Raw genomic sequence first — 20,731 nt, 5'->3', positions numbered from 1 at the left:
GTCAGCGGGCGGAGGCCTCGCGGCGCAACACCTCGGCCGCCGCCAGGGCGCCGGTGGCCAGGATGCCGTTGCGCAGGCGTCCCGCGAGCACGCCGTCGATCACCTCGGCCAGCGGCACGCGCTCAAGGCGCATGTCGGACTCCTCGTGCTCGCGCTCGAAGTCGGTCTCGACCGCGCGCAGACCACGCGCGAGGAAGAGGTGCACGACCTCGTCGTTGCCGCCGGGGGTCGTGTGCATCGACACCAGGTGCTGCCAGCGGTCGGCGGCGAGATCGGCCTCTTCGGTCAGCTCGCGCTTGGCGGTCTCGATCGGCGGCTCGCCCGCGACGTCGAGCAGCCCGGCGGGGATCTCCCAGTCGCGCTCCTTGATGGGGTGGCGGTACTGCTGGATGAGCACGACGCGCTCGTCGTCGTCGATCGCGACGACCGCCGCGGCTCCCGGGTGCTCGACGTACTGGCGGGTCATCTCGCCATCGCCGTAGCGCACGGTGTCGGAGCGCACGTCCCAGACCGCGCCCTGGTAGACCAGGTCGGTCGAGACGACCTCGAGGTCGACCTTCTCGTCGCGCAGCTCCTCCACGTCAGTCCTCCTCGACGTCGAAGAGCTCGCTCGAGCGGTGACGCTCGAGGGCCGCGCCGACGAGACCGCGGAACAGCGGGTGCGGCTCGGTCGGGCGCGAGCGCAGCTCGGGGTGGGCCTGCGTGGCGATGTAGTACGGGTGCACGTCGCGCGGCAGCTCGACGAACTCGACGAGGTCGAGGTCGGGGTTCAGCCCCGAGAACACCAGGCCCGCGTCGCTCAGCTGCTGACGGTAGGCGTTGTTGACCTCGTAGCGGTGACGGTGACGCTCCGAGATGTTGTTCGAGCCGTACAGGTCGGCCGCGAGCGAGCCCTCCGCGAGCGCGGCGGGGTACAAGCCCAGGCGCATCGTGCCGCCGAGGTCGCCGCTCTCGAGGATGTCGACCTGCTCGGCCATGGTCGCCACCACTGGGTGCGCGGTATCCGGGTCGAACTCGCTCGACGACGCGCCCTCGAGCCCGGCGACCGTGCGCGCGTACTCGATGACCATGCACTGCAGGCCGAGGCAGATGCCGAGCGTGGGAATGCCCTGCTCGCGCGCGAACCGCAGCGCACCGAGCTTGCCCTCGATACCGCGGATGCCGAAACCACCGGGGACGATGATGCCGTCGACCGCGCCGAGGGCCTTCGCCGCGCCCTCGGGCGTCTCGCACAGGTCGGAGGGGATCCACGTGATCTTCACGTGGGTCTCTTGACCGAAGCCGCCGGCCTTGATGGCCTCGGTGACCGAGAGGTACGCGTCGGGCAGGTCGATGTACTTGCCGACGAGTCCGATCGTGACCTCGTGCTTGGGGTTGTGCACGGCCTGCAGCACGCGCTGCCACCGCGACCAGTCGACGTCGCTCGCCTTGTCGAGGTCGAGGGCGTCGACGATGTAGCCGTCGAGACCCTGGTCGTTCAGCATCGAGGGGATGTCGTAGATGCTCGGCACGTCGATCGCGTTGACGACCGCGTCTTCGTCGACGTCGCACATGAGCGCGATCTTGCGCTTGTTCGACTCGGTGACGGGGCGGTCGCTGCGCAGCACGAGGGCGTCGGGCTGGATGCCGATCGAGCGAAGCGTGGCGACGGAGTGCTGCGTCGGCTTGGTCTTCTGCTCACCCGAAGCGCCCATGAAGGGCACGAGCGAGACGTGCACGAAGAAGACGTTCTTGCGGCCGAGCTCGTGGCGGATCTGACGCGCCGACTCGATGAAGGGCTGCGACTCGATGTCGCCGACGGTTCCGCCGATCTCGGTGATGATGACGTCGGGCTGCGGCTGCTCGCTGGCCTGCAGGCGCATGCGGCGCTTGATCTCATCGGTGATGTGAGGAATGACCTGCACCGTGTCGCCGAGGTACTCGCCGCGGCGCTCGCGCGCGATGACCTGCGAGTAGATCTGGCCCGTGGTGACGTTGGCCGCCTGGCTGAGCTCGATGTCGAGGAATCGCTCGTAGTGGCCGATGTCGAGATCGGTCTCGGCTCCGTCGTCGGTCACGAAGACCTCGCCGTGCTGGAACGGGTTCATCGTCCCGGGGTCGACGTTCAGGTACGGGTCGAGCTTCTGCATGACGACGCGAAGTCCGCGAGCCGTGAGGAGGTTGCCGAGGCTAGCCGCCGTCAGGCCCTTCCCCAGGGAGGAGACCACGCCTCCGGTGACGAAGATGTGCTTCGTCGTGAAAGTCGTGCCGTCTGAATGTCCCGCGTCCGAAGTCTGCATCACGGGCTTCGATCCTATCAGTCGCGTGTGGGGGTTCGCCTCCGAGTCTGGCACCCCCCTCCGACATCCGCGTCACGTTCGCGTGACGATGGCGAGTCTTCGGGTGCGGACGAAGGCGACCACCGCGACGACCACCGAGAGCACCACGGGGATCAGCACGACGGGAAGGATCGCGTCCTCGGTCGCCGCGTCGCCGGCCGCCCAGCCGACGAGCACGACCTGGGCGATGACCAGGCTCGGCGGCAGCCAGCGCGCGAGATCGCGCCGCACACCGACCCGGTCGCGCGCGCTCATGCCCACCAGGCCCAGGACGACGGCCCCCGCTCCGAGGATCGGCCCGATGACCCAGGGAAGCGCCGTCCACAGGGTGTGCCCGATGCTCGGTGGCGTCGCGGACGAGAACGTCCCCGAGGCGAATCGCAGGTCGAGACCCGCGTACTTCGACGAGGACGGCCACCGGCTGTTCGGCGAATACTCGTCGCTCGCCCTCGCGTCGAACGCGATGACGGTCTCGGACCCGCTCTGCACGGCGTCGTCGCCCAGCGGCTCGGGTGCCGCGTCCGGGCGGGAGGGAGTGGCATCCACCCATCCGGACCCCTCTTCGAGGTCCTCTCCCAGTCCGTCCGCGAGGGTCAACGCGATCCGCACGTGCTCCGTCTCCGCGTCGACGGTCCGCCACGACCACGACCACCCCGGCATGAGTGCGGTCCAGGTCATCCGCTCCCCCGATGCGCCCTGGGCGATCGGGCGCGTCACCTCGTACCGGATCTCGACGACGTGGGCCCCGGTCCAGTCGTCGGTCAGGCGCGTCTGGACGACAGCGTGATCGAGACGCCGGGTCTGCACGAAGGGAACCGTCCCGCCGTCGACGGTGATCGACTCGACGGTCAGCCCCTGATCGTGCCCGTCGACGACGTCCCGCCACACGCGCGTGACCTGGGGGATCACCCGGCGATCCGCCTCGACCTCCGCCTTCAAGGTTTCGACGACTTCCACCCGGCCTGCTCCGTCGCCGTCGCGACGGAGGGTGGCGGCGATGTCGGCGTCCGTCACGGCGAGACCGCTGCTGCCCTCGATCCCGTCGAGAACCGCGGTCTGATCGGGAGCGGCGGTGGTGGACGCCGTCGTGAGGAACGCGAGCGCGATGGCGCCGGCGACGAGACCCAGCGCGCACGCACGGACGGCGAGTCGTCCGCCCCCGAGGAACGTCGGATCGGCACCCACCCGTCGATCGATCCCTTCGCGCTCGATCAGGCCTCGGAGCAGACGACCGGCCGCGCGCGGGTGCGAGAAGATCACGACGTAGGGCAGATCCGCCGATCGCAGCGGCGTGCGCTCGGCGGCGCTCGTCAACTCGAGGTACTGCCGCTGACCGAGAAGGTGTTCACGCGCGAGGGCTCCCTCGCGCGTCAGTGGGCGTACGCTCAGCGCCACCGCGAGGATCACGCCGGCGAGGGCGACGGAGGCCGCAGCGGCAGCCACGGGCCACCATTCGATCGTCAGCGCGCGTTGATGCGAGAGCTGTCGCGTCAGTCCGAGCTGGAGGACGGCGAGCGCGAACGCTCCGCCGACGAAGGCGTCCCGGACGAACCCACGCGGCACCGTGCGGAGACCCCGTTCGAACTGCGCCCTCCACGCGGGCGAGAAGCGGAACGACCGCAGAGCCGGGAGCAGGTCCCCCCACCGCCCCGTTCGATGCGCAACGCGCGCGAGACGACGGGTCAGCCGGGGGTCCTTCGGATCTCGACGCCACGCGTCGAGGGCCTCGGCGAGCACCGCCGTGCGGCCCGCTCCCCACAGGCGTGCGTCCAGCGCCACCGAGCTGCCGCGGCGCGGTTGCGACTCCGCCACGAACCACGCGCGCCCCCGCGCGTCGGCCCAGGCCACCGCCCGCGCGGCGAAGGCGAAGAGCACGCCGGCCGCCAAGAGCAGCAGCGGCACGAAGGGCCCGTACGCCTGGACGAAGAACAGCGGAGACGGCCCCGGCATCGCGAACGTACCCGGATCGAACCGGAACGTGAACCAGAAGGATCCGTGGGGAGGGATGTTCTGGTCGTTCGTGATCTCGTACACGAGAGGATCGGATGCCGCGTCCTCGGGCTCCATCGTGGTGGAACCGCCCACGAGAAGCCACGACAGTCCCGCCGAGGGCGGGCGCGCGAAAGCCCCCTCGAGGTCGCGGGGCACGACGACGCGCAACGAACTCGACGAGACCCCGTGCGGCCACTCGGGTCCGAAGACGTCCCACTGCAGCACTTGGGACACCTGGTCCGACGAGGTGTCGCGATCGTCGTATGCGAGGTCGCGCAGGTCGTAGCGCACCTCGACGAGATGCGACCCGGTGAATCTGCCCACTCCCCCGATGACGTAGGTCGTGCGGGTCGGCGTCGTCTCCACCCATGCGTCGACGGGGCGATCGTCGAGCCGCGCCTCGCGCAGCGCGGGAGCGAGGTCGTGTCCCTCGTACTGCGACGCGAGCACGCGTTCGATCGAGTTCTCGTCGACGTCGTCCGGAAAGACCGCGGTGAACCTCTCCGTCACCGCGACGACGAGTCGCCCGTCGTCGTGACGCTGCAGGTCGTACTCCGCCGAGAAGTCCTTCGCGATCCAGGTGCTCGTGGCGTCCTTCGCCGACGAGGTGATGTCGTCGAAGGTGAGGGGCACGTTGATCACCGGACCGACGAGGAGCACCACGCCGACGGCGGCGACCGCCGCCCAGAACACGCGGATACCGGCACGCAGACGTGTCCCCCCGTGCGACCGCAGCCACGCCTCGAGCCGCAGCAGCAGCCGGGAGAGGAACGCCCACAGCGGCGTGTGCCGCGGGGGGTCGATCAGCGTCGCTTCCGGCGGCGCTGATCGCTCGTCGTCGGAGTCGTCGATCATCGGGATCGGCCGGTCTCCAGCAGTTCACGGGCGTGCGTCAACGCCGCTTCCGAGTCGGTGAGTCCCGACAGCAAGCGGGCCATCTCGGCTTCGCGCTCGGCCCCGTCGAGACGGCGGACACTGGATGCCGTGACCGCACCGTCGTGGCCCTTGACGACCGTCAGGTGGTTTCCCGCGAAGGCCGCCACCTGCGCGAGGTGCGTGACGGCGATCACCTGCGACGATTCCGCGAGACGAGCGAGCCGACGACCGACCTCGATCGCCGCGGCTCCCCCGATTCCAGCGTCGACCTCGTCGAACACGAAGGTGGGCACCGGGTCGACGCCGGCGATGACGACCTCGATGGCGAGCATGACGCGACTCAGCTCGCCCCCGGACGCCCCGCGCGACACGGGGCGGGGATCGGCGCCCGGGTGCGGGGCGAGCAGGATCGAGACCTCATCGCGTCCGTGACCGGCGGGCGAGGCGGGGGCCACGTCGACGCTCAACCGGGCGTCGGGAAGGGCGAGCGCATGGAGCTCCTCGGTGACCGCGGCGCCCAGTCTCTCGGCGGCCTCGCGTCGCGCAGCGGTGAGCGCTTCCGCGGCCGCATCCAGCTCGGAGGCCGCGGCGTCGCGCTGCGCCTCGAGCCGCTCGAGGCGGTCGCCGTCGTCATCCAATTCGACCAGACGAGCCGAGCCCGTCTCGAGCAACGAGATCGCCGCCTCGACCGTTCCGTGCGTGCGGGCGAGTCCGGCGAGCACTCCGCGGCGTTCATCGACCGCGGCCAGCTCGTGCGGGCCGGATTCGTCGAGGTCTGCGAGGTAGCCCGACAGCGCGACGGAGGCGTCGGTCGCGCGATACCCGAGGTCGGCGATCACCTCGCCGATGGCGGCGAGTGCCTCGTCGCTGCCCGAGATCCGCTCGAGGGCCCGGCGGGCTTCGGCCAGCAGCGTCACGACATCGGGTGAGCCGTCTTCGTTCGACAGGGCGGCGTGGGCCGTCACGGCGGCGACTCGCAGATCCTCGGCGTTGGCGAGACGCTCGGCGCGGCGCGCCAGCTCCTCTTCCTCGCCGACGATGGGCGCTGCGGCCTCGATCTCGGCAATCGCGGCGCGCAGCTGCTCGGCCTCGCGGGCGCGGTCGTCACGATCGGCGGTCAGGGTGGTCAGTTCGGCATCCAGAGCACGCCAGGCGTCCCACGCCGCGCGATAGGTTGTGCGGGCAGCGATGACCGGCTCCCCGCCGAAGCGATCGAGGGCATCGCGCTGCGCTCCCGACGACTTGAGGCGGAGTTGGTCGGACTGTCCGTGCACGACGACGAGGTCGTCGGCGAGATCAGCCAGGACACCCGCCGGAGCGGTGCGTCCGCCCACGGTGGCGCGCCCGCGTCCTTCGCTCGAGACGGTGCGTCCGAGATAGAGCTCGGCCGAACCGTCCCCGACGGGCTCGACATCGCCTCCGGCCTCCCGCACTCGCGCGGAGACGACCCCCTCTTCGGGGACGAGCCACACGCCCTCGACGGCAGCTTGGGTCGCGCCCTTGCGCACCGCGCCGGAGTCGGCGCGCTGACCGAGCAGCAGCCCGAGTCCGGTCACGACCATCGTCTTGCCCGCCCCGGTCTCGCCGGTGATGGCCGTGAAACCGCGGCCTATCGGCAGGGTCGCATCCGCGATCACCCCGAGGTCGCGCAGCCGCATCTCTTCGATCACGCCGCACCTCCCGGCATCCCGCGCCATCCCGTGACCGGGAGACGGAACTTCCGCACGAGCCGGTCGGTGAACGCGGCAGGGTGCAGGCGGGCGAGGCGGACGGGCCGCGACGAACGACGCACCATCACGCGAGCGCCCGGGGGCAGCTCGTGCGAGCGTCGGCCGTCGCACCACAGGATGCCGCTGCCGCTCGTGCGCTCGAGCACCTCGACGGCGACCATCGCCTCGGGACTCACCACCAGCGGACGTGCGAAAAGCGCGTGCGCCGAGAGGGGGACGACGGCGATGGCCTCGACCGTCGGCCAGATCACCGGCCCTCCGGCGGAGAAGTTGTAGGCCGTCGAACCGGTCGGAGACGCCACGACGATCCCGTCGCAGCCGAACGACGACAGCGGACGGCCGTCGACCTCCATCACCACTTCGAGCATCCGCTCGCGGCTCGCCTTCTCGACGGTGGCCTCGTTCAGTGCCCAGGTCTCGAAGATGACCTCATCGTCGGCGTTCAACACGCGCACCGCGAGGGCGAGTCGCTCCTCGACGACGTAGTCGCGGTCGATGACCCGACGCACGGCGTCGTCCATGTCGTCGCGTTCGATCTCGGCGAGGAATCCGACGTGGCCCATGTTGATCCCGAGGATCGGGACGGTTCCACCCCGCACGACTTCGGCCGCGCGCAGGATGGTGCCGTCGCCGCCGAGCACGATGGCGAGCTCGATGTCGTCGATGCCGACGTCGACCCCGAGGGTCTGGACGCCCTCGAGCGACAGACGCTCCGCGAGCTCGGGCCGGTCCTCCGCGGACACCACCGGGGTGGCACCGGCCGACCGCACGGCGGTCAGGATGCGCTCGGCGGCGTGGACGGTGTCATCTCGGCGCGCGTGCACGACGAGGAGGATTCGGCGATCGCTGGGGGTCATCGGCTTCCGGTCAGTCGGGTCACGGTGCTCTCCCATTCTGAGGGGTCGCTGCCCCGAGTGGCCGAGAACCACGCGACGTACTCCTGGTTCCCGTGCGTTCCGACGATGGGCGACGCGATGAGCCCGGAGGTCCTGAGACCCGCGTCCCACGCTGCCCAGAGCACGCCGTGCACGGCGTCGGATCGCAGGGCGGGGTCGGTGACCAGCCCGCCCTTCACCGCTGTGCGGCCGACCTCGAACTGCGGCTTGATGAGGAGGATGACATCCGCCTCGGGGGCCGCCGTGGCGACGACGGCCGGCAACACGTGCTCCAGCGAGATGAACGACAGATCTCCGGTCACCACGGTGGGACGCTCGGCGATACCCGTGGCGCCCGCGAGGGAGTCGGCGGTCATGAACCGCACGTTATACCCCTCGACCGACACCACGTCGGGGTCCGCCCCCACGACGGTGGATAACTGACCGTGCCCCACGTCGACGGCCATGACCGGACACGCGCCGCGCTCGCGAAGGACCTGTGTGAAGCCGCCGGTGGACGCTCCGAGATCGAGGGCGACCCGACCGCTCACGTCGACCCCGAAGGCGTCGAGCGCGGCCAGCAGCTTGTGCGCGCCGCGGCTGACGTAGTGGTCGGCCCCCGCGACGTCGAGCACGCTGTCCGTCTCCACGGGCGTCGATGCTTTGACGACGGGGCGGCCGTCGACCGTCACGAGCCCGCCGGAGATCAGTTGAGCCGCGTGCGAGCGGGAACGCGCCAGCCCGCGGGCGGCGAGCTCGGCATCGAGGCGCGGGCTCACGACGCTGCGGTCGGATCGATCGGCGCCGACTCGAGTCGCCGAGCCAACTCCTCGTGCACGGCGGCGTAAGCGTCCGCGCGGGTGTCGAGGGGCTGCTCCTCGATGAGACGCAGCCGATCGATGAGCCCGGCGTCCGGGGCGGAGCTGTCGGACATGGATGCCATGCTACCGACGTCAGCGCACGCGGAACGGGTCCGCGTAGAGCTGCTCCGGAACCCGGAAGCCGAAGATGGCACGACCACTGTTCCAGATGGCCGCCGCGCCGGCACGCAGCAGGTCGATCTGCCGCCCTCCGTCGTTGACGATCCGGAGATCGACGCCGTCGATCTCGACGATCGCATCACCCACACGGGTGCGGTCGCCCTTGACGACCGTCGTGGGGTACGGCTCGAAGAGCTGACGGAGGTCTTCGACGATGTAGTCGGGGCGCTGCGAGGGCGGCGCCGCGAGCACTTGCTTCGGTCGGTCGATGCCGGTGAGCACCAGCAGGGAGCGCATCTCGGCCGTGCGCGCACCCTGGATGTCGGTGTCGAGGCGATCACCGATGAACAGCGGCGACTGCGCGCCGGTGCGGGCGACGGCGACATCGAAGATGGGCCGTTCGGGCTTGCCGGCGATGGTGGCCAACCGCCCCACGGCCGTGTGCACGGCCGACACGAGCGTGCCGTTGCCCGGAGCGATGCCGCGGGCCTGCGGGATCGTCCAGTCGGAGTTGGTGGCGACCCAGGGGATCCCCCCCTCCTCCACAGGCGTCGCGAGTGCGTACGCGGCCTCGGCGAGATGGACCCACCCGACCTCGGGAGCGAAGCCCTGGACGACGGCAGCCGGGTTGTCATCGGCGCTGCGCGTGACGACGAAGCCGGCCTTCTCGACCTCGACGACGAGACCCTCGCCGCCGATGACCAGCAGGGTGGAACCGGCGGGCACCAGGTCGCGCATCAGACGCATCGCCGCTTGCGGGCTGGTGGTGACGTCGTCCGCCGCCACACGCAGTCCGAGGGAGGTGAGGTGCTCGGCGACCGACGCGTCGGTGCGCGACGCGTTGTTCGTGATGTACCCGAGACGACGCCCCTCCTGCTGGGCGCGGTTCAGGCTGTCGACCGCGTGCGGCAGAGCACCGGGGCCGGCATAGACCACCCCGTCGAGGTCCGCCAGGACGACGTCGACGCCGTCGAGCGGTGTCGGTGGCGGAGTGCTCCGGCCGAAGATCATCGCCCGTCTTCCTCGACGTCCGCTTCGACAACCGTCTCGGCGGGCTCGATGCCGTCGGCACGATCGTCCCCGTCACCCTCGGTCACGTCTTCGTCGTGCGGTTCGCTCGCAGCGTTGTCGGCCGATTCGACCGCCACGTCGTTTCCTTCGAGGGGGATGACTCCGGATGCCACGTCCACACCACCGTCGTCGTCGATGAGTTCGATCTCTTCGACGACGATGACCTCGCGATCGGCGACGCCTGCGGCGGCGTCCAGGGCGTCGGCCGCGATCTCGGCTCGACGCTCCCACTCGGCGGCTTCATCGGACCGTCCGAGTTCTTCGAGTACCGCTGCGCGCGCGGAGAAGAGGGCCGGGCTCCATTCGAACGCGCGGTCCGGGTCGGCCTCGGGGATCTCGAGCTCCTGCAGAGCACGGTCCGTCTGCCCGAGGTCGAGGCGCGCTCCCGACATGGCGATCGCCAGCTGTACACGTACCGGAACGGACAGGCTCAAGCGGTCGACCGCGCGCCCCTCCTCGAGGGCGCGATCGGGACGTCCGACCCCGCGCTCACTGTCGACGATGAGCGGAAGCTGCTCGTCGGACCCGGTGATCCGGCGGTGCGTCCGGAGTTCGCGGAGTGCCAGGGCGAAGTCGCCGACGGCATATGCCGTGATGGCGACGGTCTCGCGGACGACCCCGACACGGCCGGCGCTCCGGGATGCGGCCAGCGCATGTTCGTGCGCCAGCTGGGGGTCCTCGTCGATCATGCGAGCAGCCATCGCAAGGTGACGGGCGACGTTGTCGGCGTTGTCCTTGCTGAGCGTCTTCAACTCGTTGCGGGCTGCGCCAGGCAGGTCGAAGGCAGTGACGTCCTCGGGGATCTCCGGGCCACGCTCGCGACGATCCTGCGGCGGGCGCGTGGCACGGGAATCCTCGCGATCGAATCGACGCGGCGCTCCCGCGCCCGGCCGGCGGTCGCCACTCGGACGTCGGTCACCGCCCCCGAAGCCGCGAGAGTCACCGTCTCGGCGCACGGGGCGATCCCCGTCCCGACGGAACGGACGGTCACCGTCACGGCGAGCCGGACGATCGCCGTCGCGACGAACGGGCCGGTCCCCGTCACGACGAACGGGCCGGTCCCCGTCACGACGGAACGGACGGTCCCCGTCACGACGGAACGGACGATCCCCCTCGCGCTGAACGGGACGATCACCGTCACGGCGGAACGGACGATCCCCCTCGCGACGAACAGGACGATCCCCGTCGCGACGGAACGGACGATCACCATCACGCTGAACAGGACGATCAGCACCCCGGCGGAAGGGACGGTCACCGTCACGACGAACAGGACGGTCACCATCACGACGAACAGGACGATCCCCATCGCGCTGGGCGGGGCGTTCGCCGTCACGACGGAAGGGACGGTCGCCATCACGACGAACAGGACGGTCGCCATCACGACGAACGGGACGATCACCATCACGACGAACGGGACGATCACCATCACGACGAACGGGACGATCACCATCACGACGAACGGGACGATCACCGTCCTGACGGAAGGGACGGTCACCATCACGACGAACGGGACGATCACCATCACGACGGAACGGACGGTCGCCGTCGCGGCGCTGCCCGGCGGCCTGGCCGTCGCGGCGATAAGGACGATCGCTACGAGGCGACGAATCATTGCTTCGAGAAGACTGTCCGCGCCCGGATGCGCGGTCGCCCGAGCGCCCTTCGTTGCTCTGGCGATCGTTCGCGTCATCCGACGACATGACTGTCCTTCCGGGGAAGTGTGCCCGTAAATGCGAAATGGCCACCCAACTTTGGGTGGCCATTTCGACGAAAAGAAGTCCGGCGGTGTCCTACTCTCCCACAGGGTCCCCCCTGCAGTACCATCGGCGCTGAGAGGCTTAGCTTCCGGGTTCGGAATGTAACCGGGCGTTTCCCTCTCGCTATGGCCGCCGAAACACTATTGATGTTTCAAAAACCAACAACGACATGATCATTGTTGAGTTCCCGACCGTACATCGAGAACCACTCAGTGGACGCAAGCACCAAAAACAGGTGTGTTATCAAGTCATCGGCTTATTAGTACCGGTCAGCTTCACGTATTACTACGCTTCCACATCCGGCCTATCAACCCAGTAGTCTGGCTGGGAGCCTCTCACCATAAATGGTATGGAAGTCTCATCTTGAGGCCGGCTTCCCGCTTAGATGCTTTCAGCGGTTATCCATCCCGAACGTAGCTAATCAGCGGTGCTCCTGGCGGAACAACTGACACACCAGAGGTTCGTCCAACCCGGTCCTCTCGTACTAGGGTCAGATCCTCTCAAACTTCCTACGCGCGCAGCGGATAGGGACCGAACTGTCTCACGACGTTCTAAACCCAGCTCGCGTACCGCTTTAATGGGCGAACAGCCCAACCCTTGGGACCTACTCCAGCCCCAGGATGCGACGAGCCGACATCGAGGTGCCAAACCATGCCGTCGATATGGACTCTTGGGCAAGATCAGCCTGTTATCCCCGAGGTACCTTTTATCCGTTGAGCGACAGCGCTTCCACAAGCCACTGCCGGATCACTAGTCCCGACTTTCGTCCCTGCTCGACCTGTCAGTCTCACAGTCAAGCTCCCTTGTGCACTTACACTCGCCACCTGATTGCCAACCAGGTTGAGGGAACCTTTGGGCGCCTCCGTTACATTTTGGGAGGCAACCGCCCCAGTTAAACTACCCACCAGGCACTGTCCCTGAACCGGATCACGGTCCTAAGTTAGATATCCAGAGTGACCAGAGTGGTATTTCAACAATGACTCCACACTCACTGGCGTGAATGCTTCACCGTCTCCCACCTATCCTACACAAGCCACACCGAACACCAATACCAAGCTGTAGTAAAGGTCACGGGGTCTTTCCGTCCTGCTGCGCGTAACGAGCATCTTTACTCGTAATGCAATTTCGCCGAGTTCGCGGTTGAGACAGTTGGGAAGTCGTTACGCCATTCGTGCAGGTCGGAACTTACCCGACAAGGAATTTCGCTACCTTAGGATGGTTATAGTTACCACCGCCGTTTACTGGGGCTTAAATTCTCAGCCTCGCCTTGCGGCTAACCGGTCCTCTTAACCTTCCAGCACCGGGCAGGCGTCAGTCCGTATACATCGTCTTGCGACTTGGCACGGACCTGTGTTTTTAGTAAACAGTCGCTACCCACTAGTCTCTGCGGCCACCACACCCTTTCGGAGCAAGTCCTAATAAGTGGATGGCCCCCTTCTCCCGAAGTTACGGGGGCATTTTGCCGAGTTCCTTAACCACGATTCTCTCGATCTCCTTGGTATTCTCTACCTGACCACCTGAGTCGGTTTGGGGTACGGGCAGCTAGAACCTCGCGTCGATGCTTTTCTCGGCAGCATAGGATCACCCACTTTTTATCCGCATCGTGTCTCAGCCGTAATGAGTGACGGATTTGCCTATCACTCGGCCTACGCACTTGCACCAGGACTACCATCGCCTGGCTTGGGCTACCTTCCTGCGTCACACCTGTTAATACGCTAGCCGCACCAGCATGGGGTCGAGCGTTCACACGGACGCGTCTCACCCCGAAGGGATCAACAACATTCCGAGCTAGGACTCTTAGCACCACTGGATTAGCTTGGGCGGTTCTTCGCCGGTACGGGAATATCAACCCGTTGTCCATCGACTACGCCTGTCGGCCTCGCCTTAGGTCCCGACTTACCCAGGGAAGATTAGCTTGACCCTGGAACCCTTGGTCTTTCGGAGGACGTGTTTCTCACACGTCTTTCGCTACTCATGCCTGCATTCTCACTCGTGTAGCGTCCACGGCTGGGTCACCCCGCCGCTTCACTCGCCACACGACGCTCTCCTACCCATCAACACGGCTGGACCACGAAGGCCTACCAAAAATGTCAATGCCACAACTTCGGTGGCGTGCTTGAGCCCCGTTACATTGTCGGCGCGGAATCACTTGACCAGTGAGCTATTACGCACTCTTTCAAGGGTGGCTGCTTCTAAGCCAACCTCCTGGTTGTCAAAGCAACTCCACATCCTTTCCCACTTAGCACGCGCTTAGGGACCTTAGTTGGTGGTCTGGGTTGTTTCCCTCTCGACTATGAAGCTTATCCCCCACAGTCTCACTGCTGCGCTCTCACTTACCGGCATTCGGAGTTTGGCTGACGTCAGTAACCTTGTAGGGCCCATCGGCCATCCAGTAGCTCTACCTCCGGCAAGAAACACGCAACGCTGCACCTAAATGCATTTCGGAGAGAACCAGCTATCACGAAGTTTGATTGGCCTTTCACCCCTATCCACAGCTCATCCCCTCAGTTTTCAACCTAAGTGGGTTCGGTCCTCCACGACGTCTTACCGTCGCTTCAACCTGGCCATGGATAGATCACTTCGCTTCGGGTCTAGGACACGCGACTGAATCGCCCTATTCAGACTCGCTTTCGCTACGGCTACCCCACTCGGGTTAACCTCGCCACGTATCGCTAACTCGCAGGCTCATTCTTCAAAAGGCACGCTGTCACCCCTACTAAGGAGGCTCCAACGGTTTGTAAGCAAACGGTTTCAGGTACTATTTCACTCCCCTCCCGGGGTACTTTTCACCTTTCCCTCACGGTACTTGTCCGCTATCGGTCATCTGGGAGTATTTAGGCTTATCAGGTGGTCCTGACAGATTCACACGGGATTTCTCGGGCCCCGTGCTACTTGGGATACTCTTCACGCCAAGAACAGGCATTTCGACTACGGGGTTCGCACCCTCTATGACCGGCCATTCAAAACCGTTCGTCTATACCCTCTTGTCACGTCGATCATTCGGCAGAACAATCAGAAAAGTCCCACAACCCCCAACATGCAACGCCTGCCGGCTATCACACACGCTAGGTTTAGCCTCTTCCGGTTTCGCTCGCCACTACTTACGGAATCGCTTTTGCTTTCTCTTCCTGTGGGTACTGAGATGTTTCACTTCCCCACGTTCCCTCTACCCGCCCTATATATTCAGGCGGGAGTCACCAGGTACGCACGCGCCCTGGCGGGGTTTCCCCATTCGGACACCCTCGGATCAAAACTCGCTTATCAGTTCCCCGAGGCTTATCGCAGATTGCTACGTCCTTCTTCGGCTCCAGATGCCAAGGCATCCACCGTTTGCTCTTAAAGACTTGAAATCACATGAGTTGAATCGTCAAAAAATTGACTAATGATCTTTAAGATCATCTTCACGACACAAACCAAAAGGCTCATGTCGAAGATGCTCGCGTCCACTGTGTAGTTCTCAAAGTACGGGCGGTACCCCTCCCACACCCACCAACCGGCAAGCGCAAGAAAGGCCCTCGAGGAACAGCCACCAACAAAGAATCCAAAGACCCCCGTCAGCGCCCGGCCCCTCAGGACCCAACAGCGTGCATGCCCCACCAGCGAAACCCCCCACCTTTCCTGTCACCACAGCGACGTACTCAGCAGAAAGCCCCACAAAACGAGACCCCATCAAATGTTCCACCCATGAGCTAACCGGCAGACACATTCGGTCTGATCCGGCGCCTGAACAACCCCATGACAGGGCGTCAGATGCTCCTTAGAAAGGAGGTGATCCAGCCGCACCTTCCGGTACGGCTACCTTGTTACGACTTAGTCCTAATTACCGATCCCACCTTCGACGGCTCCCTCCACAAGGGTTGGGCCACCGGCTTCAGGTGTTACCGACTTTCATGACTTGACGGGCGGTGTGTACAAGACCCGGGAACGTATTCACCGCAGCGTTGCTGATCTGCGATTACTAGCGACTCCGACTTCATGAGGTCGAGTTGCAGACCTCAATCCGAACTGGGACCGGCTTTTTGGGATTCGCTCCACCTCACGGTATTGCAGCCCTTTGTACCGGCCATTGTAGCATGCGTGAAGCCCAAGACATAAGGGGCATGATGATTTGACGTCATCCCCACCTTCCTCCGAGTTGACCCCGGCAGTATCCCATGAGTTCCCACCATTACGTGCTGGCAACATAGAACGAGGGTTGCGCTCGTTGCGGGACTTAACCCAACATCTCACGACACGAGCTGACGACAACCATGCACCACCTGTTTACGAGTGTCCAAAGAGTTGACCATTTCTGGCCCGTTCTCGTATATGTCAAGCCTTGGTAAGGTTCTTCGCGTTGCATCGAATTAATCCGCATGCTCCGCCGCTTGTGCGGGTCCCCGTCAATTCCTTTGAGTTTTAGCCTTGCGGCCGTACTCCCCAGGCGGGGAACTTAATGCGTTAGCTGCGTCACGGAAACCGTGGAATGGTCCCCACAACTAGTTCCCAACGTTTACGGGGTGGACTACCAGGGTATCTAAGCCTGTTTGCTCCCCACCCTTTCGCTCCTCAGCGTCAGTTACGGCCCAGAGATCTGCCTTCGCCATCGGTGTTCCTCCTGATATCTGCGCATTCCACCGCTACACCAGGAATTCCAATCTCCCCTACCGCACTCTAGTCTGCCCGTACCCACTGCAGGCCCGAGGTTGAGCCTCGGGATTTCACAGCAGACGCGACAAACCGCCTACGAGCTCTTTACGCCCAATAATTCCGGATAACGCTTGCGCCCTACGTATTACCGCGGCTGCTGGCACGTAGTTAGCCGGCGCTTTTTCTGCAGGTACCGTCACTTTCGCTTCTTCCCTGCTAAAAGAGGTTTACAACCCGAAGGCCGTCATCCCTCACGCGGCGTTGCTGCATCAGGCTTCCGCCCATTGTGCAATATTCCCCACTGCTGCCTCCCGTAGGAGTCTGGGCCGTGTCTCAGTCCCAGTGTGGCCGGTCACCCTCTCAGGCCGGCTACCCGTCGACGCCTTGGTGAGCCATTACCTCACCAACAAGCTGATAGGCCGCGAGCCCATCCCAGACCGAAAAATCTTTCCAAACACGACCATGCGATCACGTCTCATATCCAGTATTAGACGCCGTTTCCAGCGCTTATCCCAGAGTCCAGGGCAGGTTGCTCACGTGTTACTCACCCGTTCGCCACTGATCCACCAAGCAAGCTTGGCTTCACCGTTCGACTTGCATGTGTTAAGCACGCCGCCAGCGTTCATCCTGAGCCAGGATCAAACTCTCCGTAAAAAAGAAATGCATACAACCACCGGGAAAACGGGGCCGCAGCGAGTTTGAAACTGACCAAAGAAAAACATCATTACTGACGAATTTCACGCCAACCCCCGAAAGGGTCGGACTTTGATCCAAAGGAATTTCTCGCAATCCAACAAAAGTCAGACCGACGAGGAATAAATTGGCATTTGACAAGTGCACGCTGTTGAGTTCTCAAGGAACGGACGCACCCACAGAAACGATCTCTCGACCTACCCGTGAGGCAGTTCACTTCAATATGTCCACCATGACGACACGCCGATCACGTCTCGCAAAGACCAAGAAAGGACTTCGCTGCAGTGAGGAGGTGTGCCGATTGGCAGGATCCCAACTGTAGACCAAAGAGTCGAAACTCTCAAGTGCTGGTGTTGGGGGCGGTTCGCTACTTGAGAGGACGCGGGGCCTTCCGGCCGCTCCGCTCTCCCCTGTGGGGCGAACAAGTAATAAGTTACGCGGGAACGACCGACCCGTCGAATCCAGGCACGTCCCGGGCGTGTCGCGCTCGTTCGCGAGGGCTCGACGCGGGTCAGAGATACCTGTCTGGCCCTCCCCACGCGCCGACCCAGGCTTCGAGGTGCGGGCGCGCGCCGACGATGTGCGCGCCCTCCACGCGAACCCTCACGGTGTCGAGCGCGTCATCTGTACCCCAGCGCTTCGCGCGACGACGCGCCCGTCGATTCGCCGCGCGGCCCACGGTCTCACCCTCGCCGGTGACGAACACGACTCCTCCGACCTCGGCACTCGACAGCAGGGCGAGAGCCCTCGCGAAGGGGGCGGCATCCAGGACCACGATCGGCTGCTCGAGTTCGACCGTCACCCGGGGATCGACACCCCCCGCGGGGGTCACCCGCGGGTCGGCCGCGAGCAGGGGTTGGTCGGCGGCATCCGTCACGACGCGCAGATGAGGAAGGGCCGCGAGCAGGGAGTCCACGGAGAGGAAGGCGGCATCGGCGGGGATCCCCGTGGGGAGATGTACTTCCACGTCGATGGCTCGTGACAGCAATCCACGGGGCCGCGACCCTTCGATCGGGATCTTCTCGGCCAGGCTGAGGGTCTGCCTGTTGCCCTGCGCGGCGTGCTCCTCGGGGCGGCCGGCCCAATCGGGACCGTCGTGCCACGCCACGGCATCCGGAACGTGAGCGAGCACTCCCCCCGCCTGCCACGCGCGGTGCGCCCACTCCCAGTCTTCTCCGCCGTAGGTGGAGAACGTCTCGTCGAACCCGCCCACCTCCTCGAAGAAGGCCCGGGAACACGCGAGTACCGCACTGATGACGTGGCGGTACGACCGGTCGTCGGCGTCCAGCAGATTTCGACTCGCGGCATAGGCGTCGCGGAGCCAGGCCGGCTCAGTCAACTCGCGGTCCGGGCCGAGCGCGGCGATCGGCGCGTCGACGCTCGCTCCCGCCAGGTCGGCGTGACGCCGTCGCCCCACGGTCACCGCCTCGAGGAGCAACGCGGGCAGGCGCGTGAGCCGGCGAACGTAATCCGGCTCCGGCGTCGTGTCGGCATCGAGGAAACACAGCACGTCACCGGATGCCGCCGCTGCTCCGAGGTTCCGCGCCGCGGCGGCACGGAAGCCGCGGTCTTCCTGGCGGACCAGACGCACCCCCGCGGGCACGACCGGCGTCTCGGCCGAACCGTCGTCGGCCACGATGACCTCGAGACGGTCAGCCGGGTGGTCCTGGCGAGCGAGCGCGATGAGGGTGCGCTGCAGCTCGGTCGGCTGGGCGTAGTGCGTGACGATCACACTCACGCGCGGAGGCTCGGGCTCGCGGTGGGCGAGCAGGTCCCAGCGGTTGCCGGGGACCCACGGCATCCGGTCGTTCCAGGTGTCGCTCATGCGGTGAGGGCTCCCCACCAGTCCAGGTAGGCGCGAGCGGCGTCGCTTCGCCCGAAGGGCACGGGATGGATGCCGTGCCACGTGCTGTCACCGGTGGCGCGCGCGAACGCGATGGCGTCGGCGAGGCCCGCCTCGTCGACCGTGCTCACCGTGCCGGGGCGGAGAGCGGCCATCTCGTCCACGTACCGGTTGCGCACGGCGAGAGGGCGACGCCCCCAGCCGATCCACGAGGCGAGAGAGCCGGAAGCGGAGACATGGCGGTGCGCGATCACGGGGACGGCGACGCGGCGGACACGGGAGGCCATGTCGGCCTCGTCGAGCCAACCGGTGACCTCGACGGCGAGCCCGGCTGCCGCGGCCCGCCCGACGAAGGCGGAGAGGTCGTCGGCATGTCCGTCCGAGGCGCGACCGAGCACGGTCAGCCTCTTCACACCCGCTTCTGCAGCGGCAGCGAGCGCCTCGTCGTGACCCTTGCCGGGGTAGAAGTAGCCGAGCACGCCGACGGACTCGTCGGGAACGGGGCGCTCTCCGACCGGCGAGGACTCCACCGGCAGGGGAACGACCTCGACGGGGCCGGTCCAGACTCCTTCTTCGCGGAGAAGCCTGCGCTCGTGGGCGCTGTTCACGGCGACGCCCACGGCCGCCTCCGTCACCGCGCGGTAGAACGCCCGGCGACGCGGGAGGTTGCGCGGTCCGTCGGAGGACTGGGGCACGTCGTGGAGGGTGACGGTGAGCGGGTGGCGCCGTGCCAGCTCTCGGACGCGCTCGGTCGCCTCCTCGGGAGAGCCGCCCCAGAGACGGTCCGTGACGTGAGCGTGCACGGGGGTTCCGGGGACGAGCTCGACGATCGCGTCGGTGGTCACGACGCGGGTCCCCGGGCTCTCGCGCTGCACCTCGACCGCGATCTCGCGGGCGTAGACGGCGACCCCGTGCGGCCCGGGCTGGGCGAGGAGCACGGGGGTGGCATCCATCCCCGGTGTCGAGGCGGTCACGCCGCGGCCGCCCAGGTGCGCAGAAGCGGCGTCATGCGCTCGACGACGGCGCTGAGCAGGGCGGGCCGTTCGCGGTAGTAGGCGAGGTGCGCCTCGCGCACGACAGCCGCGGCGAGCGTTTCGCCGGCGACGATCCAGTCCTCTCGAGGGGCCTCATCGAGCGCCCACGCGTCGACGACCCAGGATTCGAGCGGCGCACGCACCGAAGCGAGGATGGGGCGGCCGGGATCGACACCCCCGCCAGGGTTTCCCAGAGCCGCGGCGATGCGCTCGCCGAGCGGCAGGAAGACGGCGTTGCCCGGATGATTGACGGTTCGCATCAGGTCGGCGACGACGGGGACGAAGAGGTCGGATGCCACGATGTCGAGGCCCATCCCCTCGCGGCGCCGCAGTTCGGCAGCGGAGGCGTCGGCGATCGAGCGGACGGCGGCCGGGGGAAGCATCGCGGGAACGGAGAGCCCCGCCGCCTCGGCGACGGTGCGCACGTCGTGATAGGCGACCAGCGGCGGGTCCTCGGGGAACGCGGGAAGGCGCAGGACGGCTTGGAAGGGATGCAGTCCCGCGTACCGGATGGCGGGGACGGTCACCGCCCGCGCGCCGACGGGAAGCGACCCGCGCAACTGCGCGGTACCCAGGGGCAGACCACGGTAGTCGTCGCGGATGGGCTGGGCGACCAGGAACGCCGCCTTCGAGAGCAGCGCGTGCAGTCGAGCGGTGTCGGCGGCGTCGAGCTCGTGCACGGCAGGCACCCGGATGGCGGGCAGCGCGTCGGACGAGATGACGAGGCGCAGCGACTCGGCCTGGCAGTTGCCGACGACGATGCCGTAGCCCGCGGGCGGCGCCTCATCGCCGAAGAAGGCGGCGTAGTGCGCTCGGCGCGCTATCACCGCGTCCCCGTGGTCCGCAAGGCTTTCCAGCCCGGTCGTCTCGCCACCCATGATGAGGAACGTATCCGTCGGTGCCATCGTCGTCACAACCGCCCCGTTGCATTGC

Annotated in this window: 13 protein-coding genes and 3 rRNA genes; all 16 read right to left on the bottom strand. The window is 66.3% G+C overall.

Annotated features, from left to right (window positions below; genetic code table 11):
* Position 1: 1 nt before the first annotated feature.
* Complete coding sequence (locus tag QBE02_RS12940) at positions 2-580, bottom strand: NUDIX hydrolase (protein ID WP_279366099.1); 579 nt, start codon at positions 578-580, stop codon at positions 2-4.
* 1 nt (position 581) lies between these two features.
* Complete coding sequence (locus QBE02_RS12935) at positions 582-2,279, bottom strand: CTP synthase (RefSeq protein WP_279367892.1); 1,698 nt, start codon at positions 2,277-2,279, stop codon at positions 582-584.
* 72 nt (positions 2,280-2,351) lie between these two features.
* On the bottom strand, positions 2,352-5,165 hold the full coding sequence (locus tag QBE02_RS12930) for a hypothetical protein (protein WP_279366097.1): 2,814 nt from the start codon (positions 5,163-5,165) through the stop codon (positions 2,352-2,354).
* Positions 5,162-6,856 (bottom strand): DNA repair protein RecN, encoded by a 1,695-nt coding sequence (recN, locus tag QBE02_RS12925; RefSeq protein ID WP_279366095.1) that lies wholly within the window; start codon positions 6,854-6,856, stop codon positions 5,162-5,164. Before recN ends, QBE02_RS12930 begins: the two co-directional genes overlap by 4 nt.
* On the bottom strand, positions 6,853-7,773 hold the full coding sequence (locus QBE02_RS12920) for an NAD kinase (protein WP_056224195.1): 921 nt from the start codon (positions 7,771-7,773) through the stop codon (positions 6,853-6,855). The genes recN and QBE02_RS12920 overlap by 4 nt, the downstream gene beginning before the upstream one ends.
* A complete protein-coding gene (locus QBE02_RS12915; protein WP_279366092.1) occupies positions 7,770-8,570 on the bottom strand; it encodes a TlyA family RNA methyltransferase in 801 nt (266 codons plus the stop codon). The genes QBE02_RS12920 and QBE02_RS12915 overlap by 4 nt, the downstream gene beginning before the upstream one ends.
* A complete protein-coding gene (locus QBE02_RS12910; RefSeq protein ID WP_164481584.1) occupies positions 8,567-8,725 on the bottom strand; it encodes a hypothetical protein in 159 nt (52 codons plus the stop codon). Before QBE02_RS12910 ends, QBE02_RS12915 begins: the two co-directional genes overlap by 4 nt.
* A 19-nt stretch (positions 8,726-8,744) precedes the next feature.
* Positions 8,745-9,782 (bottom strand): HAD-IIA family hydrolase, encoded by a 1,038-nt coding sequence (locus tag QBE02_RS12905; RefSeq protein ID WP_144785886.1) that lies wholly within the window; start codon positions 9,780-9,782, stop codon positions 8,745-8,747.
* Complete coding sequence (locus tag QBE02_RS12900; RefSeq protein WP_279366087.1) at positions 9,779-10,531, bottom strand: hypothetical protein; 753 nt, start codon at positions 10,529-10,531, stop codon at positions 9,779-9,781. Before QBE02_RS12900 ends, QBE02_RS12905 begins: the two co-directional genes overlap by 4 nt.
* A 59-nt stretch (positions 10,532-10,590) precedes the next feature.
* Complete coding sequence (locus QBE02_RS12895; protein ID WP_279366085.1) at positions 10,591-11,454, bottom strand: hypothetical protein; 864 nt, start codon at positions 11,452-11,454, stop codon at positions 10,591-10,593.
* Positions 11,455-11,619: 165 nt separating this feature from the next.
* Positions 11,620-11,736, bottom strand: a 5S ribosomal RNA gene (gene rrf, locus QBE02_RS12890).
* Between the two features lie 102 nt (positions 11,737-11,838).
* Positions 11,839-14,949: ribosomal RNA gene (locus tag QBE02_RS12885) — 23S ribosomal RNA — on the bottom strand.
* A 411-nt stretch (positions 14,950-15,360) separates the two neighbouring features.
* A 16S ribosomal RNA gene (locus tag QBE02_RS12880) occupies positions 15,361-16,882 on the bottom strand.
* Together the 16S, 23S and 5S rRNA genes form the textbook arrangement of a ribosomal RNA operon.
* Positions 16,883-17,432: 550 nt before the next feature.
* Positions 17,433-18,746 carry a glycosyltransferase family 2 protein gene (locus tag QBE02_RS12875; RefSeq protein ID WP_279366083.1) on the bottom strand — a complete coding sequence of 438 codons (1,314 nt, stop codon included), beginning with the start codon at positions 18,744-18,746 and terminating at the stop codon, positions 17,433-17,435.
* A complete protein-coding gene (locus QBE02_RS12870) occupies positions 18,743-19,717 on the bottom strand; it encodes a hypothetical protein (protein ID WP_279366081.1) in 975 nt (324 codons plus the stop codon). The genes QBE02_RS12875 and QBE02_RS12870 overlap by 4 nt, the downstream gene beginning before the upstream one ends.
* A 17-nt stretch (positions 19,718-19,734) precedes the next feature.
* A complete protein-coding gene (locus QBE02_RS12865) occupies positions 19,735-20,703 on the bottom strand; it encodes a WcbI family polysaccharide biosynthesis putative acetyltransferase (RefSeq protein WP_279366079.1) in 969 nt (322 codons plus the stop codon).
* Between the last annotated feature and the right edge of the window lie 28 nt (positions 20,704-20,731).

This window comes from Microbacterium testaceum, assembly GCF_029761935.1.
GTDB lineage: Bacteria > Actinomycetota > Actinomycetes > Actinomycetales > Microbacteriaceae > Microbacterium > Microbacterium testaceum_A.
Note: the sequence above shows the minus strand (reverse complement) of the source record. Positions and strands in the feature narration are given on the sequence as shown.